This is a genomic window from Micromonospora sp. WMMD734, from assembly GCF_049178975.1.
GTDB classification, from domain to species: domain Bacteria; phylum Actinomycetota; class Actinomycetes; order Mycobacteriales; family Micromonosporaceae; genus Micromonospora; species Micromonospora wenchangensis.
Genome location: NZ_JBMHMK010000001.1, coordinates 2,054,912 through 2,075,379 on the forward strand (window position 1 = coordinate 2,054,912; position 20,468 = coordinate 2,075,379).

At 71.7% G+C, this 20,468-nt stretch carries 21 protein-coding genes, 1 pseudogene and 2 riboswitches; of the genes and pseudogenes, 14 read left to right on the top strand and 8 right to left on the bottom strand.

Features of this window, described 5'->3' with window-relative positions; all coding sequences use genetic code 11:
• Positions 1-122 precede the first annotated feature (122 nt).
• The 7 genes from ACN267_RS08640 (at position 123) to gcvP (ending at position 8,806) form a co-directional block, all read left to right on the top strand.
• On the top strand, positions 123-587 hold the full coding sequence (locus ACN267_RS08640; RefSeq protein WP_088647333.1) for a bifunctional nuclease family protein: 465 nt from the start codon (positions 123-125) through the stop codon (positions 585-587).
• A gap of 177 nt (positions 588-764) precedes the next feature.
• Complete coding sequence (locus ACN267_RS08645) at positions 765-1,373, top strand: MerR family transcriptional regulator (protein ID WP_204959779.1); 609 nt, start codon at positions 765-767, stop codon at positions 1,371-1,373.
• A 368-nt stretch (positions 1,374-1,741) separates the two neighbouring features.
• Positions 1,742-2,944, top strand: coding sequence for a nitric oxide synthase oxygenase (locus ACN267_RS08650; RefSeq protein WP_421490400.1), 1,203 nt, complete (start codon positions 1,742-1,744; stop codon positions 2,942-2,944).
• 2 nt (positions 2,945-2,946) lie between these two features.
• Positions 2,947-4,176 carry a globin domain-containing protein gene (locus ACN267_RS08655; RefSeq protein ID WP_204959780.1) on the top strand — a complete coding sequence of 410 codons (1,230 nt, stop codon included), beginning with the start codon at positions 2,947-2,949 and terminating at the stop codon, positions 4,174-4,176.
• Positions 4,173-4,808 (top strand): hypothetical protein, encoded by a 636-nt coding sequence (locus ACN267_RS08660; RefSeq protein WP_204959781.1) that lies wholly within the window; start codon positions 4,173-4,175, stop codon positions 4,806-4,808. The genes ACN267_RS08655 and ACN267_RS08660 overlap by 4 nt, the downstream gene beginning before the upstream one ends.
• Before the next feature lie 60 nt (positions 4,809-4,868).
• Complete coding sequence (locus tag ACN267_RS08665; protein WP_421488371.1) at positions 4,869-5,741, top strand: NAD-dependent protein deacetylase; 873 nt, start codon at positions 4,869-4,871, stop codon at positions 5,739-5,741.
• Between the two features lie 66 nt (positions 5,742-5,807).
• Positions 5,808-5,905: riboswitch (glycine riboswitch) on the top strand.
• A 78-nt stretch (positions 5,906-5,983) separates the two neighbouring features.
• Entirely contained in the window at positions 5,984-8,806 is a 2,823-nt protein-coding gene (gcvP, locus tag ACN267_RS08670; RefSeq protein ID WP_421488372.1) for an aminomethyl-transferring glycine dehydrogenase, read from the top strand.
• Positions 8,807-8,923: 117 nt separating this feature from the next.
• Here the strand turns inward: gcvP and ACN267_RS08675 are convergent, their stop codons facing one another.
• Positions 8,924-9,124, bottom strand: a complete 201-nt coding sequence (locus tag ACN267_RS08675; protein WP_088647339.1) for a DUF5999 family protein — start codon at positions 9,122-9,124, stop codon at positions 8,924-8,926.
• Positions 9,125-9,247: 123 nt separating this feature from the next.
• On the opposite strand from ACN267_RS08675, the gene ACN267_RS08680 reads away from it, so the two are divergent.
• The 3 genes from ACN267_RS08680 to def are packed head-to-tail and all read left to right on the top strand — an operon-like array spanning position 9,248 to position 11,775.
• Entirely contained in the window at positions 9,248-10,441 is a 1,194-nt protein-coding gene (locus ACN267_RS08680; RefSeq protein WP_204959784.1) for a chorismate-binding protein, read from the top strand.
• Positions 10,442-10,469: 28 nt separating this feature from the next.
• The gene (locus ACN267_RS08685) at positions 10,470-11,255 is read left to right on the top strand and encodes a TetR/AcrR family transcriptional regulator (protein WP_204959785.1); all 786 of its coding nucleotides are present in this window, start codon (positions 10,470-10,472) and stop codon (positions 11,253-11,255) included.
• Between the two features lie 10 nt (positions 11,256-11,265).
• The gene (def, locus tag ACN267_RS08690) at positions 11,266-11,775 is read left to right on the top strand and encodes a peptide deformylase (RefSeq protein WP_204959786.1); all 510 of its coding nucleotides are present in this window, start codon (positions 11,266-11,268) and stop codon (positions 11,773-11,775) included.
• Here def and ACN267_RS08695 read toward each other — a convergent pair.
• Both ACN267_RS08695 and ACN267_RS08700 read right to left on the bottom strand, forming a co-directional pair.
• Positions 11,755-12,543 (bottom strand): GNAT family N-acetyltransferase, encoded by a 789-nt coding sequence (locus ACN267_RS08695; RefSeq protein WP_421488373.1) that lies wholly within the window; start codon positions 12,541-12,543, stop codon positions 11,755-11,757. The genes def and ACN267_RS08695 overlap by 21 nt on opposite strands.
• A 9-nt stretch (positions 12,544-12,552) precedes the next feature.
• A complete protein-coding gene (locus ACN267_RS08700; RefSeq protein ID WP_204928318.1) occupies positions 12,553-12,900 on the bottom strand; it encodes a winged helix-turn-helix transcriptional regulator in 348 nt (115 codons plus the stop codon).
• Between the two features lie 97 nt (positions 12,901-12,997).
• On the opposite strand from ACN267_RS08700, the gene ACN267_RS08705 reads away from it, so the two are divergent.
• Positions 12,998-13,612 (top strand): malonic semialdehyde reductase, encoded by a 615-nt coding sequence (locus ACN267_RS08705; protein ID WP_281897535.1) that lies wholly within the window; start codon positions 12,998-13,000, stop codon positions 13,610-13,612.
• A gap of 46 nt (positions 13,613-13,658) precedes the next feature.
• On the opposite strand, the gene ACN267_RS08710 is transcribed toward ACN267_RS08705, so the two are convergent.
• Positions 13,659-14,417 carry a sulfite exporter TauE/SafE family protein gene (locus ACN267_RS08710; protein WP_281897538.1) on the bottom strand — a complete coding sequence of 253 codons (759 nt, stop codon included), beginning with the start codon at positions 14,415-14,417 and terminating at the stop codon, positions 13,659-13,661.
• Between the two features lie 190 nt (positions 14,418-14,607).
• On the opposite strand from ACN267_RS08710, the gene ACN267_RS08715 reads away from it, so the two are divergent.
• Complete coding sequence (locus tag ACN267_RS08715; RefSeq protein ID WP_204959790.1) at positions 14,608-15,387, top strand: endonuclease/exonuclease/phosphatase family protein; 780 nt, start codon at positions 14,608-14,610, stop codon at positions 15,385-15,387.
• Here ACN267_RS08715 and ACN267_RS08720 read toward each other — a convergent pair.
• The 4 genes and pseudogenes from ACN267_RS08720 to ACN267_RS08735 all read right to left on the bottom strand — a co-directional run bounded on the left by ACN267_RS08720 (position 15,310) and on the right by ACN267_RS08735 (position 19,047).
• On the bottom strand, positions 15,310-16,281 hold the full coding sequence (locus tag ACN267_RS08720; protein ID WP_421488374.1) for a bifunctional 5,10-methylenetetrahydrofolate dehydrogenase/5,10-methenyltetrahydrofolate cyclohydrolase: 972 nt from the start codon (positions 16,279-16,281) through the stop codon (positions 15,310-15,312). The genes ACN267_RS08715 and ACN267_RS08720 overlap by 78 nt on opposite strands.
• 13 nt (positions 16,282-16,294) lie before the next feature.
• A riboswitch (ZMP/ZTP riboswitch) is annotated at positions 16,295-16,371 on the bottom strand.
• Positions 16,372-16,470: 99 nt separating this feature from the next.
• Positions 16,471-16,551 (bottom strand): annotated as a pseudogene (locus ACN267_RS08725) (transcriptional regulator); the annotation flags it as partial.
• Between the two features lie 7 nt (positions 16,552-16,558).
• Positions 16,559-17,563: a tyrosine-type recombinase/integrase gene (locus tag ACN267_RS08730; RefSeq protein WP_421488375.1), complete on the bottom strand. Its 1,005-nt coding sequence runs from the start codon at positions 17,561-17,563 to the stop codon at positions 16,559-16,561.
• 755 nt (positions 17,564-18,318) lie between these two features.
• Positions 18,319-19,047 carry an SDR family oxidoreductase gene (locus ACN267_RS08735; protein ID WP_204959792.1) on the bottom strand — a complete coding sequence of 243 codons (729 nt, stop codon included), beginning with the start codon at positions 19,045-19,047 and terminating at the stop codon, positions 18,319-18,321.
• Between the two features lie 170 nt (positions 19,048-19,217).
• Between ACN267_RS08735 and ACN267_RS08740 the strand changes: the two genes are divergently transcribed.
• Positions 19,218-19,670 (top strand): peroxiredoxin, encoded by a 453-nt coding sequence (locus ACN267_RS08740; RefSeq protein ID WP_421488376.1) that lies wholly within the window; start codon positions 19,218-19,220, stop codon positions 19,668-19,670.
• 66 nt (positions 19,671-19,736) lie between these two features.
• Positions 19,737-20,435 (top strand): hypothetical protein, encoded by a 699-nt coding sequence (locus ACN267_RS08745; RefSeq protein ID WP_204959794.1) that lies wholly within the window; start codon positions 19,737-19,739, stop codon positions 20,433-20,435.
• Positions 20,436-20,468: the final 33 nt, after the last annotated feature.

Sequence of the window (20,468 nt, forward strand, 5' to 3'; positions counted from 1 at the left end):
GGGTAATCCTTTTCCGGCGTGGTGCGCGGGGCTGGTGCGGTGGGGACGGCCGTGTCGCGGTCCGTGTACCGTGCAGGGACGGGGCGCGGTGCGGTGTAGGTGACAACGACACGGAGGCGGCGGTGCGCGAGCTGAGCGTGGTCGGGGTTCGGGTGGAGCTGCCGAGCAACCAGCCGATCGTCCTGCTCAGGGAGGTCGAGGGCGACCGCTATCTGCCGATCTGGATCGGTGCGGTCGAGGCCACGGCTATTGCTTATGAGCAGCAGGGGGTCAAACCGGCCCGGCCGTTGACGCATGATTTGTTGCGGGACGTGCTGGCGGCGTTGCAGGCGCCGTTGCGGGCGGTGGAGATCACCGAGTTGAAGGAGAACGTCTTCTACGCTGATCTGTTGCTGGGTGACGGGGTGCGGGTGTCGGCCCGGCCGAGTGATTCGATCGCGTTGGCGTTGCGGGTGGGTGCGCCTATTCGTTGTGCGGAGCAGGTCCTCAGTGAGGCGGGGATCGTGATTCCCGACGAGCAGGAGGATGAGGTGGAGAAGTTCCGGGAGTTCCTGGAGCAGGTGCGGCCGGAGGATTTCGCGGGCTGATCGCTGGCGTGGTGGTGGGTGCCGTGGTGGCGGTGCCGGTGGTGTGGTGTGTCGTCGCGCGGCGTGTCGCGGCTGTTTCTCCGTGGTAACCCCTTGGTGCGGCGTTAGGGTTGCCGTGTCGAGGGGTGTGCGTCGGTGGAACCGGCGTGTTACCGCACTGACGGGGAGGTTGTCGGGATGCACGAGCCGCGGGAGCCTGAGCCAGGTGTGGAGCGGGGCGAGTCGGGGGCGGTGTCGTCGTCGGTGCCGGTGGACGGTGACGGTGCGGTCGGGTACCGGGGTGTGACGGCCTGTCATGCGGCGGGGATCAGTTACCGCCAGTTGGATTACTGGGCGCGGACGACGTTGGTGGTGCCGAGTGTCCGGGACGCGTCGGGTTCGGGGACGTCCCGGTTGTATTCGTTCCGCGATCTGGTGGTGTTGAAGGTCGTGAAGCGGTTGCTGGACGCCGGGGTGTCGTTGCAGAACATCCGTAAGGCGATCGAGGCGTTGCGGTCGCGTGGGGTGGAGGACCTGGCGGGGATCACGCTGATCTCGGATGGGACGACGGTGTACGAGTGCCGGTCTCCGGAGGAGGTGGTGGATCTGTTGCAGGGTGGTCAGGGGGTGTTCGGGATCGCGATCGGTGGGGCGTTCAAGGAGATCCAGGGTTCGTTGTCGCATCTGCCGGCGGAGCCGGCGGTGCCGGGTGGTGGTGAGGTGGTTCCGGCGGTGCAGGAGGGTGTGTCGTCGGGGGTGGTGGGTGACGAGTTGGCGGCGCGGCGGGCGCGGCGTCGGGCGGGTTGATTCAGGTGGTGTGGACGCCGCGGCCGGGTTCCGGTCGCGGCGTCGTCGTGTCCGGGTGGGGTTGGTTGTCGTATCGATGTGGGGTGTGACCTGGGGTGGTGGCTGTCCTTGGTGGACGTTCCCGGGTGGAGGGCTGTTGTTGACAGGTGTGGTCCGGCGAGGAATCCTGTCCAGGGCGATCACCAGAGACGCCGGCTGGGTCACGGTGAGTGACGGTTGGTGGTGGCGTCGAGCTGATGCGTGGAGCATGGTGCGGGGGTCGCATCCGTGGTCCCGCCGAGGACGGGAAACGAACCGAAGTGCATATCGATCACTACGGCCTGGGTTCCGCGCGGGCCGGCGGTGCTGTCGCCGATCATGCTGCCGGGTTGCGTTGCCCGGTCACCGCCGCGTCGTCTGCCGGGCCGGTGGGCTCCGATGGGGACGTGTTGGCCGAGGCGACGCAGTTCCTGGAGGCGTTGCACGCCGAGCGGCAGTTGCCGGGGTTGGCGGCGCGGTTGGCGGAGGTGCGTGAGGAGGTCGCGTTGACCGGCTCGTACCGGCACACCCGGGAGGAGTTGGTGTACGGGGCGAAGGTGGCGTGGCGGCAGTCGGCGCGGTGTGTGGGGCGGGTGCGGTGGGCGGGGTTGCGGGTGCGGGACCGTCGGCATGTGACGACGGCGGCGGGGATCGCGCAGGAGTTGTCGGCGCATCTGGCGGCGGGGGACAACGGGGGTCGGATCCAGTCGGTGATCACGGTGTTCGCGCCGGACCGGCCGGGGGTGGGGCCGCGGGCGCGGATCTGGAACGACCAGTTGATCAGGTACTGCGGTCATGTGCGTGCCGATGGTGGGGTGTTGGGTGATCCGGCGCAGGTGGCGATGGTGCGGGCGGCCCGCCGGTTGGGGTGGCGGCCGCCGCCGGTGCCGGGTCGGTTCGATCTGTTGCCGTGGGTGATCGAGACGGCGCACGAGTCGCCGTCGGTGTGGGAGGTGCCGCGGGAGTTGGTGCGGGAGGTGGCGTTGAGTCATCCGGACCATGAGTGGTTCGCGGATCTGATGTTGCGTTGGCATGCGCTGCCGGTGATCAGTAACATGCGTCTGCGTATCGGCGGGGTCGACTACAGTTGCGCGCCGTTCAACGGTCACTATCTGGGTGACGAGATCGGGACCCGCAACATGGGCGACCGGGAGCGGTACGACCAGTTGCCGGTGGTGGCGGCGGGGCTGGGGTTGGACACGTCGCGGGAGGACACCCTGTGGCGGGAGCATGCGGCGTTGGTGTTGAACCAGGCGGTGCTGCACTCGTTCCGGGTGGCGGGGGTGCGGGTGTCCGATCCGCACACCGAGTCGGAGTTGTTCATGAAGTTCTGCGCGCAGGAGGAGCGGGCGGGTCGGCCGGTGCACGGTGACTGGTCGTGGTTGAACGGGAGTGTGGGGTGGGCGGCGTTGCATGCGGTGCATCACCGGTACTACGACACCCGCGTCCCGAATCCGAATCTCTGGCAGACTGACCGCGTTTACGATCCGGATGGTGTGGTGGCGATGACGTTGCGTGAGCGTCACGACGTGGCTCGCGCGCAGGAGGACTGACGATGGACAGCGCGGCGTTGCGCCAGAGTTGGAGCCAGTTCTCCGCTGCCGGGCCGGAGGCGGCGAAGTATTTCTATGCCACGTTGTTCGTGGTGGCGCCGGAGGCGCGGTCGATGTTCCCGACGAACATGCAGTACCAGGAGGACAAGCTCCTGGCCGCGTTGGGGCACATCATCACCAGTTTGGATGATCCGCAGGCGTTGGCGGTGTTCGCGCAGCGGTTGGGTGCGGATCACCGGCGGTTCCACGGCCACGACCAGCGGGGCAATCCGGTGGTGTTGGGGGAGCGGCACTACATCTGGGTGGGTCAGGCGTTGCTGGCCACGTTGGAGCGTTTCCTCGGCCCGTACTTCACGCCGGCGTTGCGGGCGCAGTGGGCGGCGGCGTACGAGTTGGTGGCGAAGATGATGCTCGACGGGGCGGCGGAGGCGGAGCGGTCGTCGCCGCCGCACTGGGAGGCGGAGGTGGTGACGGCGGAGCGTCGTCGCGCCGACATCATGGTGTTCACGGTGCGGCCGAACTATCTGTGCAACTACCGGCCGGGGCAGTCGTTGCCGGTGCAGGTGCCGCAGTTGCGGACGTGGCGGTACCTGTCGCCGGCGAACGCGCCGCGGGCGGACGGGACGATCGAGTTCCATGTGCGGGCGGCGGGCCGGTTCTCCACGCATCTGGTGCGTCGGTTGCGGGCGGGTGAGCGGTTGTTGTTGGGGCATCCGACGGGGGCGGCGTTGTCGTCGTACGACAGGTCGCCGCACCTGCCGTTGTTGTTGATCGCCGGGGGGACGGGGTTGGCGCCGTTGCGGGCGGTGGTGGAGGCGGTGCAGCAGGGTGCGGGGCGGCGTACGACGTTGGTGGTGGGTGGTCGTACCCCGGATGACCTGTATGACGAGGCGGCGTTGTCGCGGTTGGCGGCGATGCCGCCGGCGGCGGGTTGGCAGCATGCGGGTACGGGCTGGTTGCGGTATGTGCCGACGGTGGAGACGGGGTGGGGTTGGCAGGGGGCGATCGGTCGGGCGGGTGACACGGCGGTGCGGTTGGGGCCGTGGGCGGACACGGAGGTCCTGGTGTGTGGGAGTCCGGAGATGACCCGGGACACGGTGGCGCTTCTGGTGCGTTCGGGTGTGGCGCCGGAGCAGATCCTGACGGAGAGCTATGATCATTCTCTCTATCCGCCGCTCGCCGAGGCCGGTGCTGTGGGCCTGCGCGACTTCAGTGGGACAGGTGCCCGATGAGCGTCGACCACTCCGACCGGGTCGGGGCCGAACAGGGTGAGGTCGCCCGCCAGTTGTCGGTGTTGGAGGAACGGCGGTTCCGGGGCAGCCACTGGTTGTCCGCCGACGAGGTCGAGGCGGTGGTGCGGGCGGCTGACGACCGGATCGGGTTGTTGACGGCGGAGTTGGAGCGGCAGCGGCGGGAGAACCAGGGGCTGCTGAGTCAGGTGGAGATGCTGCGGCACGGGACGTTGCCGAGCACCGCACCGCAGGGGCCGGATCCGATGACTGTCGAGTTGGCGATGCGGGCGCAGGACGAGGCGAACCGGACGATCGGTGAGGCCAGCGCGGAGGGCGCGGAGATCATCGCTGATGCGCGGCGGCAGGCGGAGGAGATCCTCGCCGAGGCGCACCGGCGGGCCGGTGAGGTGGGTGCGTCGGTGTCGTCGGTTGCGGGTCCGTCGCCGGAGTTGGCGGGGAAGTTGCAGGCGTTGGAGGAGCGGCATGCGGCGGCGTTGGCGGCGGTCGCTGCGGCGCAGCAGCAACTCAACCGGTGGCAGTCGTATCTGTCGGCGCAGTCGGAGCAGTTGCGGGCGGACGCGGCGGCGGCCGGTGGGGCCAGCGCGCAGTTGCGGGCGGTGCTGGGCGGCTGATCCGCGCCGGTCGGGACGTGTGTGCGTGCGGGTCGCCGCCGGTGGGGTCGCTGAGGCAGCATGGGACGGGTGACGGAGACGATCGACGCGGTGGCTGCCCTGGTGGCGGCCGGTGGGGTCGTGGTGGTGAGTGGGGCGGGTCTGTCCACCGAGTCGGGTATCCCCGACTACCGGGGGCCGACGGGTGTGGCCCGCCGGCACACGCCGATGACGTATCAGGCGTTCGTCGGGGATGCGGCGGCGCGGCGACGGTACTGGGCGCGTAGCCATCTGGGGTGGCGCACGATCGTGGGGGCGCGGCCGAACGCCGGGCACCGGGCGGTGGCCCGGTTGCAGGACGCCGGCCTGGTCGACGGGGTGATCACCCAGAACGTCGACGGTCTGCACACGGCGGCGGGCAGCGGGCGGGTGGTGGAGTTGCACGGTCGCCTGGACACGGTGGTGTGTCTGGGTTGCGGTGACCGTACGTCCCGGGGGGAGCTGGACCGGCGGCTGGTGGCGGCGAATCCGGGTTTCGACGCGGCGTTTGCGGTGGTGAACCCCGATGGTGACGTGGATCTCGACGACGACCGGGTGGCCGGGTTCCGGATGGTCGACTGTGGGTGTTGTGGCGCGGGGATGCTGAAACCGGACGTGGTGTTCTTCGGGGAGACGGTGCCGGCGGCGCGGGTGGCGCGGTGTTTCGCGATGGTCGATGCGGCGCGGGCGGTGCTGGTGCTGGGGTCGTCGTTGACGGTGTTGTCGGGGCGGCGGTTCGTGCTACGGGCGGCGAAGTCGGGCATTCCGGTGGTGATCGCCAACCAGGGTGTGACCCGTGGTGACGGGTATGCGGCGCTGCGGGTGGACGCCCCGTTGGGGCGGTTCCTGCCGGTGCTCGCCGACCGGGTGGCGGCGGTCGTGCCACCCGGGTCGGGTCTGCTGGCGGCGGGTTGATCTCGCACGGGTGGGGGTACGACATCCGCCGGTAACAGGGGCGCTGGTAGCGTTGACCATGCCGACACCACCCGCGCGGGAGAGATCGCCCAGCAGTATCCGGGCGACGCCGAAGGGGCAGATTCTCCCCGGAACCTCTCAGGCAGAAGGACCGCGACGGGCAGGCACTGTGGAGCGCCCGTGGCGTGACTCAGGGGGAGGCCGATCCGTCGACCTCGCCGCCTGAGTCAGGAGCGTCACGCATGACCGTAGAGCAGTTCGCCGACCGGCACATCGGTCCCGGTCCGCACGACGAGCGCCGCATGTTGGAGGCCGTCGGCTACGGGTCGATCGACGAGCTGATGGACGCGGCGATTCCCGAGGTGATCCGCTGGCACGGGGCGTTGGATCTGCCGGCTCCGGCCACCGAGCGGGAGGCTGTCGCGGAGTTGCGGGCGTTGGCGTCGCGGAACACGGTGGCGGTGTCGATGATCGGCTTGGGCTACCACGGCACCCACACCCCGGCGGTGATCCGCCGTAACGTGCTGGAGAACCCGGCCTGGTACACGGCGTACACGCCGTACCAGCCGGAGATCAGTCAGGGCCGGTTGGAGGCGCTGCTGAACTTCCAGACGATGGTGACGGACCTGACCGGCCTGGCGACGGCGAACGCGTCGATGCTCGACGAGGCGACCGCGGCGGCGGAGGCGATGACGTTGGCGCGGCGGGCGTCGAAGAGCCGTAGCGCGGTGTACGTGGTCGACGCGGACGCGTTGCCGCAGACCGTGGCGGTGCTGTGCGGGCGGGCCGAGCCGTTGGGTATCGAGGTGCGGGTGGTGGACCTGGACACGCAGGAGTTGCCGGCGGAGTTCTTCGGGCTGCACCTGCAGTATCCGGGGGCGTCGGGGCTGGTGCGGGACCATGCGCCGCTGGTCGACGCCGCGCACGCGGTGGGCGCGGTGGTGGCGGTGGCGGCGGACCTGTTGGCGTTGACGCTGCTGCGGGCGCCGGGGCGGATCGGGGTGGACATCGCGGCGGGCACCACGCAACGGTTCGGGGTGCCGATGGGCTTCGGTGGGCCGCACGCCGGTTACCTGGCGGTGCGGGCCGGGTTGGAGCGGATGCTGCCGGGGCGGCTGGTCGGGGTGTCGCGGGACGCGGCCGGTGCCCCGGCGTACCGGTTGGCGTTGCAGACGCGGGAGCAGCACATCCGGCGGGAGAAGGCGACCAGCAACATCTGCACGGCGCAGGTGCTGTTGGCGGTGATGGCCGGCATGTACGCGGTGTACCACGGGCCGGACGGGTTGCGGCGGATCGCCGACCGTACCCGGTCGATGGCGCTGCGGTTGGCGGCGGGGTTGCGTGCCGGTGGCGTCGAGGTCGTCGACGGGGTGTTCTTCGACACGGTGACGGCGGTGGTGCCGGGTCGCGCGGGGCAGGTGGTGGCGGCGGCGCGGGAGCGGGGGGTGAACCTGCGGTTGGTCGACGCCGACCGGGTGGGGGTGTCGTGTGACGAGACGACCACCGGGGGGCACCTGGCGGTGGTGTGGGAGGCGTTCGGGGTGGACCCGGTCGTCGGGGACGTGGCGGAGGCGGTGCCGGCCGGGTTGGCGCGGGACACCGACTTCCTCACCCATCCGGTGTTCCGCAGCCACCATTCGGAGACGGCGATGCTGCGGTACCTGCGCCGGCTGGCGGATTTCGACTACGCCCTGGACCGGGGCATGATCCCGTTGGGGTCGTGCACGATGAAACTGAACGCGACCACCGAGATGGAGCCGGTGACCTGGCCGGAGTTCGCGCACCTGCACCCGTTCGCCCCGGACGAGCAGACCGCCGGTTACCGGGAGCTGATCGGGCAGTTGGAGGGGTGGCTGGCGGAGGTGACCGGCTACGACGCGGTCAGTGTGCAGCCCAACGCCGGGTCGCAGGGGGAGTTGGCCGGGTTGTTGGCGATCCGCGCGTACCACCGGGACCGGGGTGACGGGCACCGGGACGTGTGTCTGATCCCGTCGTCGGCGCACGGCACGAACGCCGCGTCGGCGGTGATGGCCGGGATGCGGGTGGTGGTGGTCGGGTGTGACGCCGACGGCAACGTCGACCTGGTCGACCTCGACGCGAAGATCGACAAGCATCGGGACGCTCTCGCGGCGATCATGGTGACGTACCCGTCGACGCACGGGGTGTACGAGACGGGCATCGCCTCGCTGTGCGCGAAGGTCCACGACGCCGGCGGTCAGGTGTACGTCGACGGGGCGAACCTCAACGCGTTGGTCGGGTTCGCCAAGCCGGGCCGGTTCGGGGCGGACGTGTCGCACCTGAACCTGCACAAGACGTTCTGCATTCCGCACGGCGGCGGCGGGCCGGGGGTGGGTCCGGTGGCGGTGCGGGAGCACCTGGCGGCGTACCTGCCGGGTGACCCGGGCGGTGAGCGGACGGCCGGGTCGGCGGCGATCTCGGCGGCCCGGTACGGGTCGGCGGGCATCCTGCCGATCCCGTGGGCGTACCTGCGGATGATGGGTGCGGCGGGGCTGGCCCGGGCGACGGGGGTGGCGGTGCTGGCCGCGAACTATGTGGCGGTGCGGCTGCGGGAGCACTTCCCGGTGCTGTACGCGGGCAACAAGGGCCTGGTGGCGCACGAGTGCATCCTGGATCTGCGGCCGTTGACGAAGGCGACCGGGGTCAGTGTCGACGATGTCGCGAAGCGGCTGATCGACTACGGGTTCCACGCGCCGACGATGTCGTTCCCGGTGGCGGGGACGCTGATGGTGGAACCGACCGAGAGTGAGGACCTGGCCGAGCTGGACCGGTTCTGCGACGCGATGATCGCCATCCGGGCGGAGATCGACAGGGTGGCGTCGGGTGAGTGGCCGGCGGGGGACAACCCGCTGAGCAACGCGCCGCACACCGCGGCGATGGTGTCCGGGGACGAGTGGCCGCACCCGTACCCGCGGTCGGTGGGCGCGTACCCGGCCGGGATGGACCCGGTGGGGAAGTACTGGCCGCCGGTGCGGCGCGTCGACGGCGCGTACGGCGACCGGAACCTGATGTGTTCGTGCCCGGCGCCGGAGGCGTTCCAGGACTGAGGCGCGGTGCCGGGGCGGCGGTCGTGCCGCCCCGGTGCGGCGACCGGGGGAGGGCGGCCCCCACGTGGGGGCTAGCCTGGTGCGACGGGTCGGCGTGGCCGACGCGTCGTGACCGGGTCAGGCGACGAGGGCGTGCCGGGCCGGACCGCGGTGCGGGGCGATGGTGCTGCCGTCAGGGAGGAGTTCGCCGGTGTCCTCGAAGACGATGACACCGTTGCAGAGCAGGCTCCAGCCCTGCTCAGGGAAGCAGGCGATGACGCGGGCGGCGTCCCGGTCGGTCGCTTCGGCGGAGGGACAGGGGATCTGGTGCTGGCACATCGGGTTCTCCGGACTGTGGGGGCACTGTGTCATGGTTCACATGACCAGTGACGCACAGTACCAAGGGACCGCGCGCCGGATCGAGCAGGCTTCCGCCATGTTGCCCGGAAATCCGCTGAACGGATGAGGAAGAATCAGCCACCCGGCGTGGAAACGCTCCCAACGGCCCCCGTCGACGTACCCGCCGTACCGGAGCGCTGCCGCAGCGTGCTCGTGGAACGGGACCGCTACCTGTGGCACGTCACCGACGGTGGCGACCCGGCCGCCCAGATCGCCGCCTTCCTCACCGCCCACGGCCTCCCCGTCGACGACCTGACCCGCCCGGCGACCCACCGCACCGACGGCCCGTGCGGCGCCGCCCTGTTCGTCTCCGCCGCCGCCGGCGCCCGGATGGCCGGCGCACCCACCGGCCCCGCCAGCCCCACACCTGCCCTGCCCGACGTCGCCGTCGTCGTCTACGACCACGGCCCCCGCCGTCCGCCCCCCACCGCACCGGCACCCGACCGGCTGCGGCTCGGACCGTGGCGGGACAGTTGGACCCCCACCGGGCACGCCGACGCCGTGCGCGCCGTCCGCGCCGCCATCGGCCGCGGCGACGTCTACCAGGTCAACGTGGTCGGCCACGCCGCCGCCACCTACACCGGCGACCCGCGTCCCGCCCTGGCCCGCCTCGCCGGCCTGCCCGGCGCCCGCTACGGCGGCACCCTGCACGGCGACGGCTGGAGCATCGGCTGCGCCTCACCGGAAACCCTCGTCGCCGTGCACGCCGGCCGGGTCGTCACCCGCCCCATCAAGGGCACCCGCCCCGCCACCCCGGCCGGCCGCCGCGACCTGCTCACCTCCGCCAAGGAACGCGCCGAACACATCATGATCGTCGATCTGGAACGCAACGACCTCGCCCGCATCGCCCGCACCGGCTCGGTGACCGTCGACGACCTGTTCACCGTCCGCCGCTGGTGCGACCTGTGGCAGGCCGAGTCGACCGTGTCGGCGACCCTCGCCGACGGCACCGGCCTGACCGACCTGCTGCGCGCCACCTGCCCCGGCGGCTCGGTCACCGGCGCACCCAAACACGCCGCGCTGGCGCTGATCGCCGCCCTCGAACCCGTCGGCCGGGGTGCCGGCATGGGCGCGTTCGGCTGGATCGGCCCCGGCCACCTCGACCTGGGCCTGACCATCCGCACCGCCGCCGCCGACCACGACCGGCTGCACCTGTGGGCCGGCGGCGGCATCACCTGGGACAGCGACCCCACCGCCGAGGTCGCCGAAGCCGCCGCCAAGGCCGCCCCGGTACGGGCCCTGCTCGCCGCCGGCTGACCACCCCCGGGCCGTTAGGGTGACGGGCATGCACGTCGAGTACAGCGGCACCGGCGACCCCGCCCGCAGCCTCGCCCTGCTGTGGCGCACCCGCGAGCGGGCCAGCCGCAGCGGCGACCTCGGCGTCGACCAGATCGTCCGGGCCGCCATCGACGTCGCCGACGCCGAGGGCCTCGCCGCGCTGTCCATGCGCCGGGTCGCCGAACGCCTCGGCGTCGGCACCATGTCCCTCTACACCCACGTGCCCGGCAAGGGGGAACTGCTCGACGTCATGCTCGACACCGTGCACGGCGAAACCCCCCGCCCCACCGACGTTCCCGGCGGCTGGCGCGGCCGCCTGGAACGCATCGCCCGCGACAACTGGGCGCTGTACCTGCGCCACCCGTGGCTGCTGCAGGTCGCCACCACCCGCCCCCCGCTGGGCCCCCAGGTCACCGCCCGCTACGACTACGAGCTACGCGCCGTCGAGGGCGTCGGCCTCACCGACCTGGAGATGGACGCCGTGGTCACCCTCGTCGACTCCTACGTCCACGGCGCGGTGCGCGGCGCGGTGGAGGCCGCCCAGGCCACCGGCCGCACCGGCCTCACCGACGAACAGTGGTGGCACGCCCACGCCCCCTACCTGGAGAAGGTCATGGACCCGGCGCGGTTCCCCACCGCCGCCCGGGTCGGGGCCGCCGCCGGGCAGGAGTACCAGGCCGCCACCGACCCGACCCGCGCCTTCGAGTTCGGCCTGGCCCGCGTCCTGGACGGCATCGCCGCCCTGATCGCCGACCGGTGCGCCGGATCACCGCCGCCGGCGACCCCCCGATAACCTTCCCGGCATGACCGTACGCCCGATCCGGATCATCGGTGACCCCGTCCTGCGCACCGCCTGCACCCCGGTGACCCGCTTCGACACCGCCCTGCAACACCTCGTCGACGACCTGATGGACACCCTCACCGGCGAACCCGGCCGGGCCGGTGTCGCCGCCCCGCAGATCGGCGTCGACGCCCAGGTGTTCGTCTACGACGCCGACGGCCACCGCGGACACCTGATCAACCCCACCATCGAGCTGTCCGACGACACCGAGGACGACGACGAGGGCTGCCTGTCCATTCCCGGCCTGTACTTCCCGACCCGCCGCGCCCTGCACGCCACCGTGCACGGCGTCGACCGGCACGGCGACCCGCTCACCATCTCCGGCAGCGGCTTCCTCGCCCGCGCCCTGCAACACGAGACCGACCACCTCGCCGGTCGGCTGTACGTCGACACGCTGCGCGGTGACGTCCGCCGCAAGGCCCTGCGGGAGATCCGCGCCGGCCGGTTCGACTCACCCCGCCGACACCGCTGAGCCCGCCCCGACGGCCAACGCGTACTCACCGAACCCGGTCACCCGGGTGAACCCCAACCGTTCGTAGAGGCGCACCGCCACCGTGTTGTCGGCCCGCACGTTCAACGTCACATGGTCGACGCTGCCGGCCAGCCGGGCACACAACGCGGCCACCACCGCCGCGCCCAGCCCCCGCCCCCGCGCCGCCGGACGGGTGGTCACGTTCCCCACCGCGGCCACCCGGTACGTCGGCGACCACACGTGCACCCCGGCCACCGCCACCAGGGCGTCACCGTCGCGCACCCCCAGGTAGTGGCCGGTGTCGAGCATCCGCGCGTCGAACCAGTTCCCCGGGTACGCCACCGCGTACAGCTCCCGCAGCGCCGGCAGGTCCGCCGCGCCGAGCACCTCACCCGCGGCGGCGACACCGGCCAGCCGCCCCGGATCGGTCAACGCCATCCGCAGGTGCGCCCCCGCCGGGGTGAGCACGTACCGGCCGGCGAGGACCCGCTCCAGGCCGGGGGACAGGTGCGCGTACAGCCGGGCCGGCAACACCGGGGCCACCTCGTCGAGCAGCGCCGCCATGGCCGCGCCGTCGCGTTGCGCGGCGAACGCCAGCAGCACCGGCTCGGCCGCCCCGTGGTAGAGCAGCACCACCTGGTCGCCGCGCCGGAACCACGACGTGTACGGCCAGAAAAAGTCGTCCAGGTCACCCAACTGGTAGGCGTGCAGCACCGGATCGCGGCGCAGCAGGGCGGCCAGCACGGCACGGTCGTGTTCGGCGCGCACCGGCACCGCTCAGCAACGACCCGTGGGAAGGTTCTCGTCGGCCCACCGGGCCAGCTCGTCCAGCGCCGGCAGCAGCGCCGCGCCCCGCCCGGTCAACTGGTAGCTGACCCCCAGCGGGGGACCCTCGCGCACCGTGCGGCTGACCAGGTCCACCCGGGCCAGCTCACCGAGCCGGTCGGACAGCACCGACTCGCTGATGCCGGGCAGCGCCCGGGTCAGTTCGGCGAAACCCGCCGGCCCCTGGGCGAGGGTGCCCAGGATCATGCCGTTCCACCGCTTGCCGAGGAACGCGAACGCCCGGGACAGCCCCCCGGGGCAGGCGCGGGGCCCGCCGTCGGTCGGGGAGCACGTCGTCATCGTCCCAGCATACGTGGTCCGCAACTCACCCTAGCCACTTCGAAAAAACTAGCTGCTACTGTGGTCGCAGCAAACGTCGAACCGACCGGAGGACACCATGACCGACGTACTGCCCGACCACCTCATCACCCTCGACCCCCAGGCCCAGGCCCAACTGTTCACCGAAGCCCGCACCGCCAACACCTTCACCGACACCCCCGTCAGCGACGAACAACTCCGCGCCATCTTCGACCTCGCCAAGTACCCACCCACCGCCATGAACGTCCAACCCCTACGCGTCCTGTTCGTCCGCCCCGGCGACGGCCGCGACCGCCTCCTCACCCACGTCGCCGAGGGAAACCGCGCCAAAACCGCCACCGCACCCGTCGTCGCCGTCCTCGCCGCCGACACCGACTTCCACGAACACCTCGACACCGTCTTCCCCATCCGCCCCGGTATGCGCGAACACTTCGCCGCCGACCCCGCCACCCGCGACGGCATGGCCCGCTTCAACGCCGGCCTCCAGGTCGGCTACTTCCTGCTCGCCGTCCGCGCCGCCGGCCTCGCCGCCGGACCCATGGGCGGATTCGACGCCACCGGCGTCGACAACGAATTCTTCACCGACACCGGCTGGAAGTCCCTGCTCCTGGTCAACATCGGCCACCCCGGCCCCGACGCCTGGCACCCCCGGCTGCCCCGACTCGACTACGACACCGTCGTCCGGCACGCCTGAACCACCAGCCGAACACACCAGTGGCTGGCCCGCCGAGCACCCCCGCTCAGCCGGCCAGCCACTGGTCGTAACCCAACCGCGCCACCAACGCCAACACCACCACCAGCAACACCACCCGCACAAACCCCGCACCCCGACGCAACGCCATCCGCGCCCCCACCACCGCCCCCACCACATTGCACACCGCCATCGCCGCACCCAACGCCCACCACACGTGCCCGGTCAACCCGAACACCACGAGCGCACCCAGATTCGTGCCCGCGTTCACCACCTTCGCCATCGCCGACGCATGCACGAAATCCGACCCCAGGACCGCCGTGAACGCCAACACCAAAAACGTGCCCGTACCCGGCCCGATCAACCCGTCATACAGCGCGATACCCAAACCCGCCACCCCCACCGCCACCACCACCCGCACCGGCGTCCGCCGCTGCGGCGCCGCCACCACACCCAGCGACGGCCGCGCCAGCACGAACACCGCCACCGCCACCAGCACCACCAGCACCACCGGCCGGTACACGCCACCCGGCACCGCACCCGCCAACGCCGCACCCAACCCCGCCGTCAACACCGCCAACCCGGCCGCCGGACCCGCCACCGCCCAGTCCACCCGCGTCCGCCGCGCATACGTCACCGCCGCCGTCGACGTACCGAAGATCGCCGCCACCTTGTTCGTCCCCAACGCCGTCGCCACCGGCACCCCCGGCGCCGCCACCAACAACGCCGGCAACAACAACAACCCACCCCCACCCACCACCGCATCCACCCACCCCGCCAGGGCAGCAGCAGTCAGCAGAGTCGACAACGACACAGGATCCACGGCCGGCCATTCTGCCCACCCCACCCGACCACCCACCCACCCGAGTGGCCCACCTCACCGCCCACGCCGCCTGCGCAACCACACCCCCACCACACCCACCGCCACGAACACCAGCACCGAACAACACAACAACTTGATCATCCAGTAACTGTCCCACGCCACGTAGGGTGCACACGTGCGCCTGGCCACCTTCAACCTGCTCCACGGCCGCTCCCTGACCGACGGACTCGTCGACCCCGACCGGCTCACCGCCGCCGTCCACGCCCTCGACGCCGACATCCTCGCCCTCCAGGAAGTCGACCGCGACCAGTCCCGCAGCGGCCACCACGACCTCACCACCATCGCCGCCCACGCCCTCGACGCCCCCGAACACCGCTTCGCCGCCGCCGTCGTCGGCACCCCCGGCGAACACTTCCGCCCCCTACGCCACGACGACGACGGCCACGGCGAACCCTGCTACGGCATCGGCCTGATCAGCCGCCACCCCGTCCGCAGCTGGCACGTCACCCGCCTCAACCCCGCACCCGTCCGCTCACCCATCTACGCCCCCGGCCCCGGCGGCGGCCTCATCCTCCTACGCGACGAACCCCGCGTCGTTCTCGCCGCCGTCCTCGACACCCCCCACGGACCCCTCACCGCCGCCGCCACCCACCTGTCCTTCGTCCCCGGCTGGAACGCCCACCAACTCCGCCGCGTCGTCCGCGCCCTACGCGCCCTACCCGCCCCCCGCATCCTCCTCGGCGACCTCAACCTCCCCGCCGGCCCCGCCCGCCTGCTCACCGGCTGGCAACCCCTCGCCCGCCACCCCACCTACCCCGCCACCGCACCCCGCGTCCAACTCGACCACATCCTCGCCGACCCCCACGACCGGCACCGACTACCCCCGGTCACCGCCACCGCCACCCCCCGCTCCACCATCTCCGACCACCGACCCCTCATCGTCGACCTCGGCTGACCCCACACCCGCCACCCGCTGCGCCGCCCGCAACGCGTTACGGAACAACATCGCCACCGTCGTCGGACCCACCCCACCCACCCGCGGCGTGATCGCCCCCGCCACCCGAGCACACGACTCATCCACATCCGGCAACAACCGACGACCCTCGTACCGCACCCCACCACCCACCACCACCGCACCCGGACGCACATGCTCCGGCCGCACGATCCCCGGCACCCCCGCCGCCGCCACCAGGATCTCCGCCCGCCGCGTGTACCGCGGCCAGTCCGCCACCCCCGTGTGCACCACCGTCACCGCCGCATTCGCCGTCGGCCGCTTCTGCGCCAACAACATCGCCAACGGACGCCCCAACGTCGCACCACGCCCCAACACCACCACCTCCCGCCCCGCCACCGGCACCCCGTGGAACGCCAACAACGCCTCGATCCCCGCCGGCGTACACGGCACCGGACCCGGCAACCCCAACGCCAACCGGCCCATGTTCACCGGATGCATCCCGTCCACGTCGGAATCCGGATCCAACACCTGCAACGCCCGGTCATAGTCCAGATGCCCCGGAACCGGATGCTGCACCAACACCGCATGCACCCCGGGATCGTCGTTGAAATCCCGCAACACCCGGTGCAGATCCGCCTGCGACGCCGACCCCGACAACCGCACGTGCGGCGACGCGAAACCCAACTCCGCCGCCTGACGCTGCTTTATCCGGATGTACCCGGCACTCGCGTCATCGTCACCCACCAGCACCGTCGCCAACGCCGGCACCACCCCGGCCGCCCGCAACGCCGCCACCCCCGCGGCGACCTCGGCGAGAATCCGCTCCGCCACCGGCCCACCCGGCAACAACCGGGCCGTACCAGACGTGGGGGAGAGCGAAGAAGAAACAGACATGGCTCACCTCGACCACGGAGGCCCAGGCGGTCGACCCCCGCGACGAGCTCCCCGATGGTTGACCCATCCCCGTGCCGCCAGTCGCGTCCACCCACACCATGCCACAACCACCCACCCCGTACGCCCACGCCACACCGGCCGTTCCCAGGCCCCGACGCCGACAAGCTGATCCGGCCCGGGAACGGACACGCTGGTGCCGAGCAGGTCGGCGAGCTCGGCCGGGTAGCCGGGGCGCTCGCGCAACGCGAGCAGCAGCCGGGCCCGGACCACCCCACCCTCAACCCGGACGCCCCTCCGACACCAACCCCGCCAACACCCGGTTCGTCCGGTTCGACCGCACCGCCGCCCGCTGCTGACCCGCCGTCACCTCGATGTACGTCTGCGACGACGCCAACGACGCATGCCCCAACAACCGCATGATCTCCGCCGCCCCCGCCCCGTCCTCGGCCAACCGGGTCGCGAACGTGTGCCGCAAAGCATGCAACCGCGCCCCCGCCGGCACCCGATCGGTGATCCCCGCCCGCCGGTAACAGGAATCCACCAGGTACTGCAACCCGCCCCGACGCAGAGGATCACCCCGCCGGTCCACCAGCAACACCCCGTCCGGGCGTACGCTGCGCGCCCCGAACCGCCGCCGCCGACTGTCCAGGTACGCCGACACCACCTCGTCCAACTCCGGCTCCACCGGCACCACCCTCGGCCGACCACCCTTACCGGCAACCGCCACCCGCCGCTCACCGGCCCGCCCGGACAACGACGACACCCGCAACGCCAACAGTTCCGCCAGGCGCAACCCCGCGCACAACGCCAACGCCAGCACCGCCACGTCCCGCTCCGGCCACGGATCACGCTGCCGCGCGTCCTCCCGCGACACCGACGCCAACAGCACCTCCGGGGTGTCCTCACCCCGCAACGGCTTCGGCTGGGGCAGTGGCGCGCGGGGACGTCCCACCGCCGGCATCGGATTGCCCGCCACCACCTGCTCGGCCACCAGGAACGAGAAGAAACCGTTCCAGCTCGACCAGGCCCGGTGTACCGACGCCGCCGCGCGGGGCGCGGCGAACTGGGCGAACGCCGCCCGCATCACCCGGGGGGAGAGGGCGGAGATCGTCAGCTCGTCGGGGGACAGGGGAGGGGTGCACTGCGTGCCGGCCAGCGCCGCGACGGCCCGCAGATCCCGCCGGTACGCCTCCTGGGTGTGCGGGGAGGGCTTCCGGGTGGCCCGCGCGGTCAGGAACTCCTCGATGAGTCGTCCAACCGATTCGTCCTGTTTGTCATGCATAAGGGATATTATGCAGCTTTCTCGGGTTGTCGACCACCCAGGGGGAGGGGAGCGGCGGGAGACTGCTCCGTCGATCGCTCACACGCCATGGGTGCCGCCAGCGCCCCCCGGCGGAGGATGCTGCGGCCGGACGCAACCCAGCGCACTGGTGGGGCGTGACGCGGACATCGCAGCGAGCCGGCGAAATCCCGGACCGACAGCTGCCGCCGGCGGCCCACCCGTACGACGTCGCTGCGGCGGAAGGCGCCGCCCGTCGCGTGTCGCTGAGCCACCGGACCCGTCTGGTCGCGGTCCGACCCGCAGCGGCTTCCCGGTCGCAGGGGACCCCCCTTCCGGGCGACTTTACATAATGTGCATTATCGAATCAGAGCCGGGGCTGGTCGGGTCGCCATGCGGGACCGCCGATGTGGCCCGGAGGCCACCACGACGGTCTGCAGGAACTCCCTGGTCGTCTACCTCCCACGGTGGTCATCGTCGGGTCGAGGTGAACGGGTGAGGGCGACGTCCGTCCCGGCGTGTTTCGCGGTGGCCGGGTCCGGCGTCGGCGCGCGCCGACCATCGCCACCGGGCGGCTGCGGCTGCCGTACGTCGGCCACGTCTCCCCCGTCCCCATGTTGATCAATTGGATGGCCGACCCGGCCGGTTCCGGCCGCCGGACCGGCGGTCATGGGGGCGCTGGCGGCCTCTCCCCTGTCGACCCGGTCGACGACCGCGCTGGTGTGCTGTTCGTCGGGAGTGGCCGGACGGCACGCCGGTCAGAGGCCGCCGGCGACGCGCAGCACCGCGCCGGTGGTGTAGGTGGCGTCGGGTCCGAGCAGCCAGGCGACGGCGCCGGCGACCTCGTCGGGTTCACCGGCGCGGCCGAGCGGGATGCGCCCGGCGGCGGTGTCGGCGCGGTCGGGTACGCCGGAGTCGGCGTGGATGTCGGTGCGGATGATGCCGGGGGCGACGGCGTTGACCCGGATGCCGCGGGGGGCGAGTTCCTTGGCCAGGCCGATGGTGAGGGTGTCCGTGGCGGCTTTGACGGCGGCGTAGTGGACGTATTCGCCGGGGCTGCCGAGGGTGGCGGCGGCGGAGGAGATGTTGACGATGGCGCCACCGTGGGTGAGCCGGCGGGCGGCCTGTTGGGCGCAGAGGACGTAGCCGATGAGGTTGACGTCGACGACCCGACGTAGGTCGTCGGGGTGCAGGTCGGTGAAGGGGCCGATGGGGCTGGTGACGCCGGCGTTGTTGACCAGTGCGGTGAGGGGGCCGAGGTCGGCGGCGGCGGTGAAGAGGCGGTCGACGTGGGTGGGGTCGGTGGTGTCGGCCGGGACGGCGGCGGCGTGGCCGCCGAGGCGGTGGACGTCGGCGACGACGGTGGCCGCGGCGGCGTGGTCGTGGCGGTAGCCGATGACGAGGTGGTGGCCTTCGGCGGCGAGTCGGCGGGCGACGGCGGCGCCGATGCCCCGGCTGCCGCCGGTGATGACGGTGACCGCGGTCATTTCCTGCGCTCCCCTGCCGGTCCGGTGTGGTGGTGTGACGGTACCTGCGTGTCGGCGTGGTGGGCAGGGTGTGGGTGCTCACGTGGCGCGGTGGCGCGGCGGTGGGTGGGGTGATCGCTTACGCTCACCGCGTTTCGGACGGATCGGATCGGTGGAGGTGCGTGGTGGGTGTGAGTGTCGGCGATCTGGTGGAGGAATTCGAGCTGCCGGACCAGACGGGTACGCCGCGGCGGTTGTCCGAGTTGTTGGCGTCGGGGCCGGTGGTGTTGTTCTTCTATCCGGCGGCGATGACCCGTGGCTGTACGGCGGAGAGTTGTCATTTCCGGGATCTGGCGGCGGAGTTCGCGGCGGTGGGGGCGCAGCGGGTGGGCATCAGTCGGGATCCGGTGGAGAGGCAGGCGGAGTTCTCCCGGATGCACGGGTTCGACTATCCGTTGTTGTCGGATGTCGACGGTGTGGTGGCGCAGGCGTTCGGGGTGCGGCGGCGGTTGCCGTTGGGGCCGTTGAGCACGCGGCGGATGACGTTCGTGATCGGTCGGGACCGGCGGGTGCTGGCGGTGGTGCACAGTGAGTTGGGGATGAACGAGCACGCGGACGAGGCGTTGCGGGTGCTGGGGGGCTGATCTTCCGGTTGTCGTGGTGGGCTGGTATCAAGGCAGGATCAGACACGTGTACGAAAGAGGGCTGTGATGGCGGGCCAGGGTTTGTCCGATGACGAGGTACGCGGTATCCGGGAGGCGTTGACGGCGGGGCGGAAGCCGAGGGTGGTGTTCACCGCGTCGGCGGGGCAGATTGCCGGTCAGGTGGGTCAGGTGGTGGAGTTGACCGATCCGGCGGTGTCCGACGAGTTCGTGGTGGTGCGGTTCGGGCGCGACGAGTTGCCCTTCTCCCCCGCCGATCTGGCGGTGGCGCCGCGGGGTGCGGGTCGTCGGGTGGTGGAGGCGAAGTCGGAGCCGGTGGTGGAGCAGGTGGAGCCGACGGCGAAGGTGGAGCCGGAGTTCGTGTTGGACACGCCCCGGGTGCCGGTGCAGAGGCGGGAGGAGCCGAGGGTGGAGTCGGAGCCGGTGGCGGAGAAGCCGGCGGTGCGTCGGCCGGCGAAGGTGGCGAAGCCGAAGGGGCCGGCGGGGTTGACGGTGACGTTGGCGTACGCCGATGGCGAGTGGACGGTGGCGGCGCAGCAGGGGGCGAAGGCGTTGGCGAAGCCGTACGTGGTGAAGCCGGCGGAGGCGTTGCGGATGGTGGCGTTGGTGGATGTGCCGGGGGTGCAGGAGGCGGTGGAGCAGATCCTGTCGGCGGAGCGGTCGGAGGCGGAGCAGCAGGCGGAGAAGTTGCGGGCGGAGTTGGCGGAGATCGAGGCGCGGTTGGCGGAGTTGCGCGAGGCCCGTTGAGGTTGGTTCGTGGTGGGCGGCCCGGCGGCTGTT

Coding starts and splice junctions, on each gene's coding strand:
- ACN267_RS08645 (WP_204959779.1), top strand. CDS start 765: ATGCACGAGCCGCGGGAGCCTGAGCCAGGTGTGGAGCGGGGCGAGTCG.
- ACN267_RS08655 (WP_204959780.1), top strand. CDS start 2,947: ATGGACAGCGCGGCGTTGCGCCAGAGTTGGAGCCAGTTCTCCGCTGCC.
- ACN267_RS08660 (WP_204959781.1), top strand. CDS start 4,173: ATGAGCGTCGACCACTCCGACCGGGTCGGGGCCGAACAGGGTGAGGTC.
- ACN267_RS08665 (WP_421488371.1), top strand. CDS start 4,869: ATGGGACGGGTGACGGAGACGATCGACGCGGTGGCTGCCCTGGTGGCG.
- gcvP (WP_421488372.1), top strand. CDS start 5,984: ATGACCGTAGAGCAGTTCGCCGACCGGCACATCGGTCCCGGTCCGCAC.
- ACN267_RS08675 (WP_088647339.1), bottom strand. CDS start 9,124: ATGTGCCAGCACCAGATCCCCTGTCCCTCCGCCGAAGCGACCGACCGG.
- ACN267_RS08680 (WP_204959784.1), top strand. CDS start 9,248: ATGAGGAAGAATCAGCCACCCGGCGTGGAAACGCTCCCAACGGCCCCC.
- ACN267_RS08685 (WP_204959785.1), top strand. CDS start 10,470: ATGCACGTCGAGTACAGCGGCACCGGCGACCCCGCCCGCAGCCTCGCC.
- def (WP_204959786.1), top strand. CDS start 11,266: ATGACCGTACGCCCGATCCGGATCATCGGTGACCCCGTCCTGCGCACC.
- ACN267_RS08700 (WP_204928318.1), bottom strand. CDS start 12,900: ATGACGACGTGCTCCCCGACCGACGGCGGGCCCCGCGCCTGCCCCGGG.
- ACN267_RS08705 (WP_281897535.1), top strand. CDS start 12,998: ATGACCGACGTACTGCCCGACCACCTCATCACCCTCGACCCCCAGGCC.
- ACN267_RS08720 (WP_421488374.1), bottom strand. CDS start 16,281: ATGTCTGTTTCTTCTTCGCTCTCCCCCACGTCTGGTACGGCCCGGTTG.
- ACN267_RS08730 (WP_421488375.1), bottom strand. CDS start 17,563: ATGCATGACAAACAGGACGAATCGGTTGGACGACTCATCGAGGAGTTC.
- ACN267_RS08735 (WP_204959792.1), bottom strand. CDS start 19,047: ATGACCGCGGTCACCGTCATCACCGGCGGCAGCCGGGGCATCGGCGCC.
- ACN267_RS08745 (WP_204959794.1), top strand. CDS start 19,737: ATGGCGGGCCAGGGTTTGTCCGATGACGAGGTACGCGGTATCCGGGAG.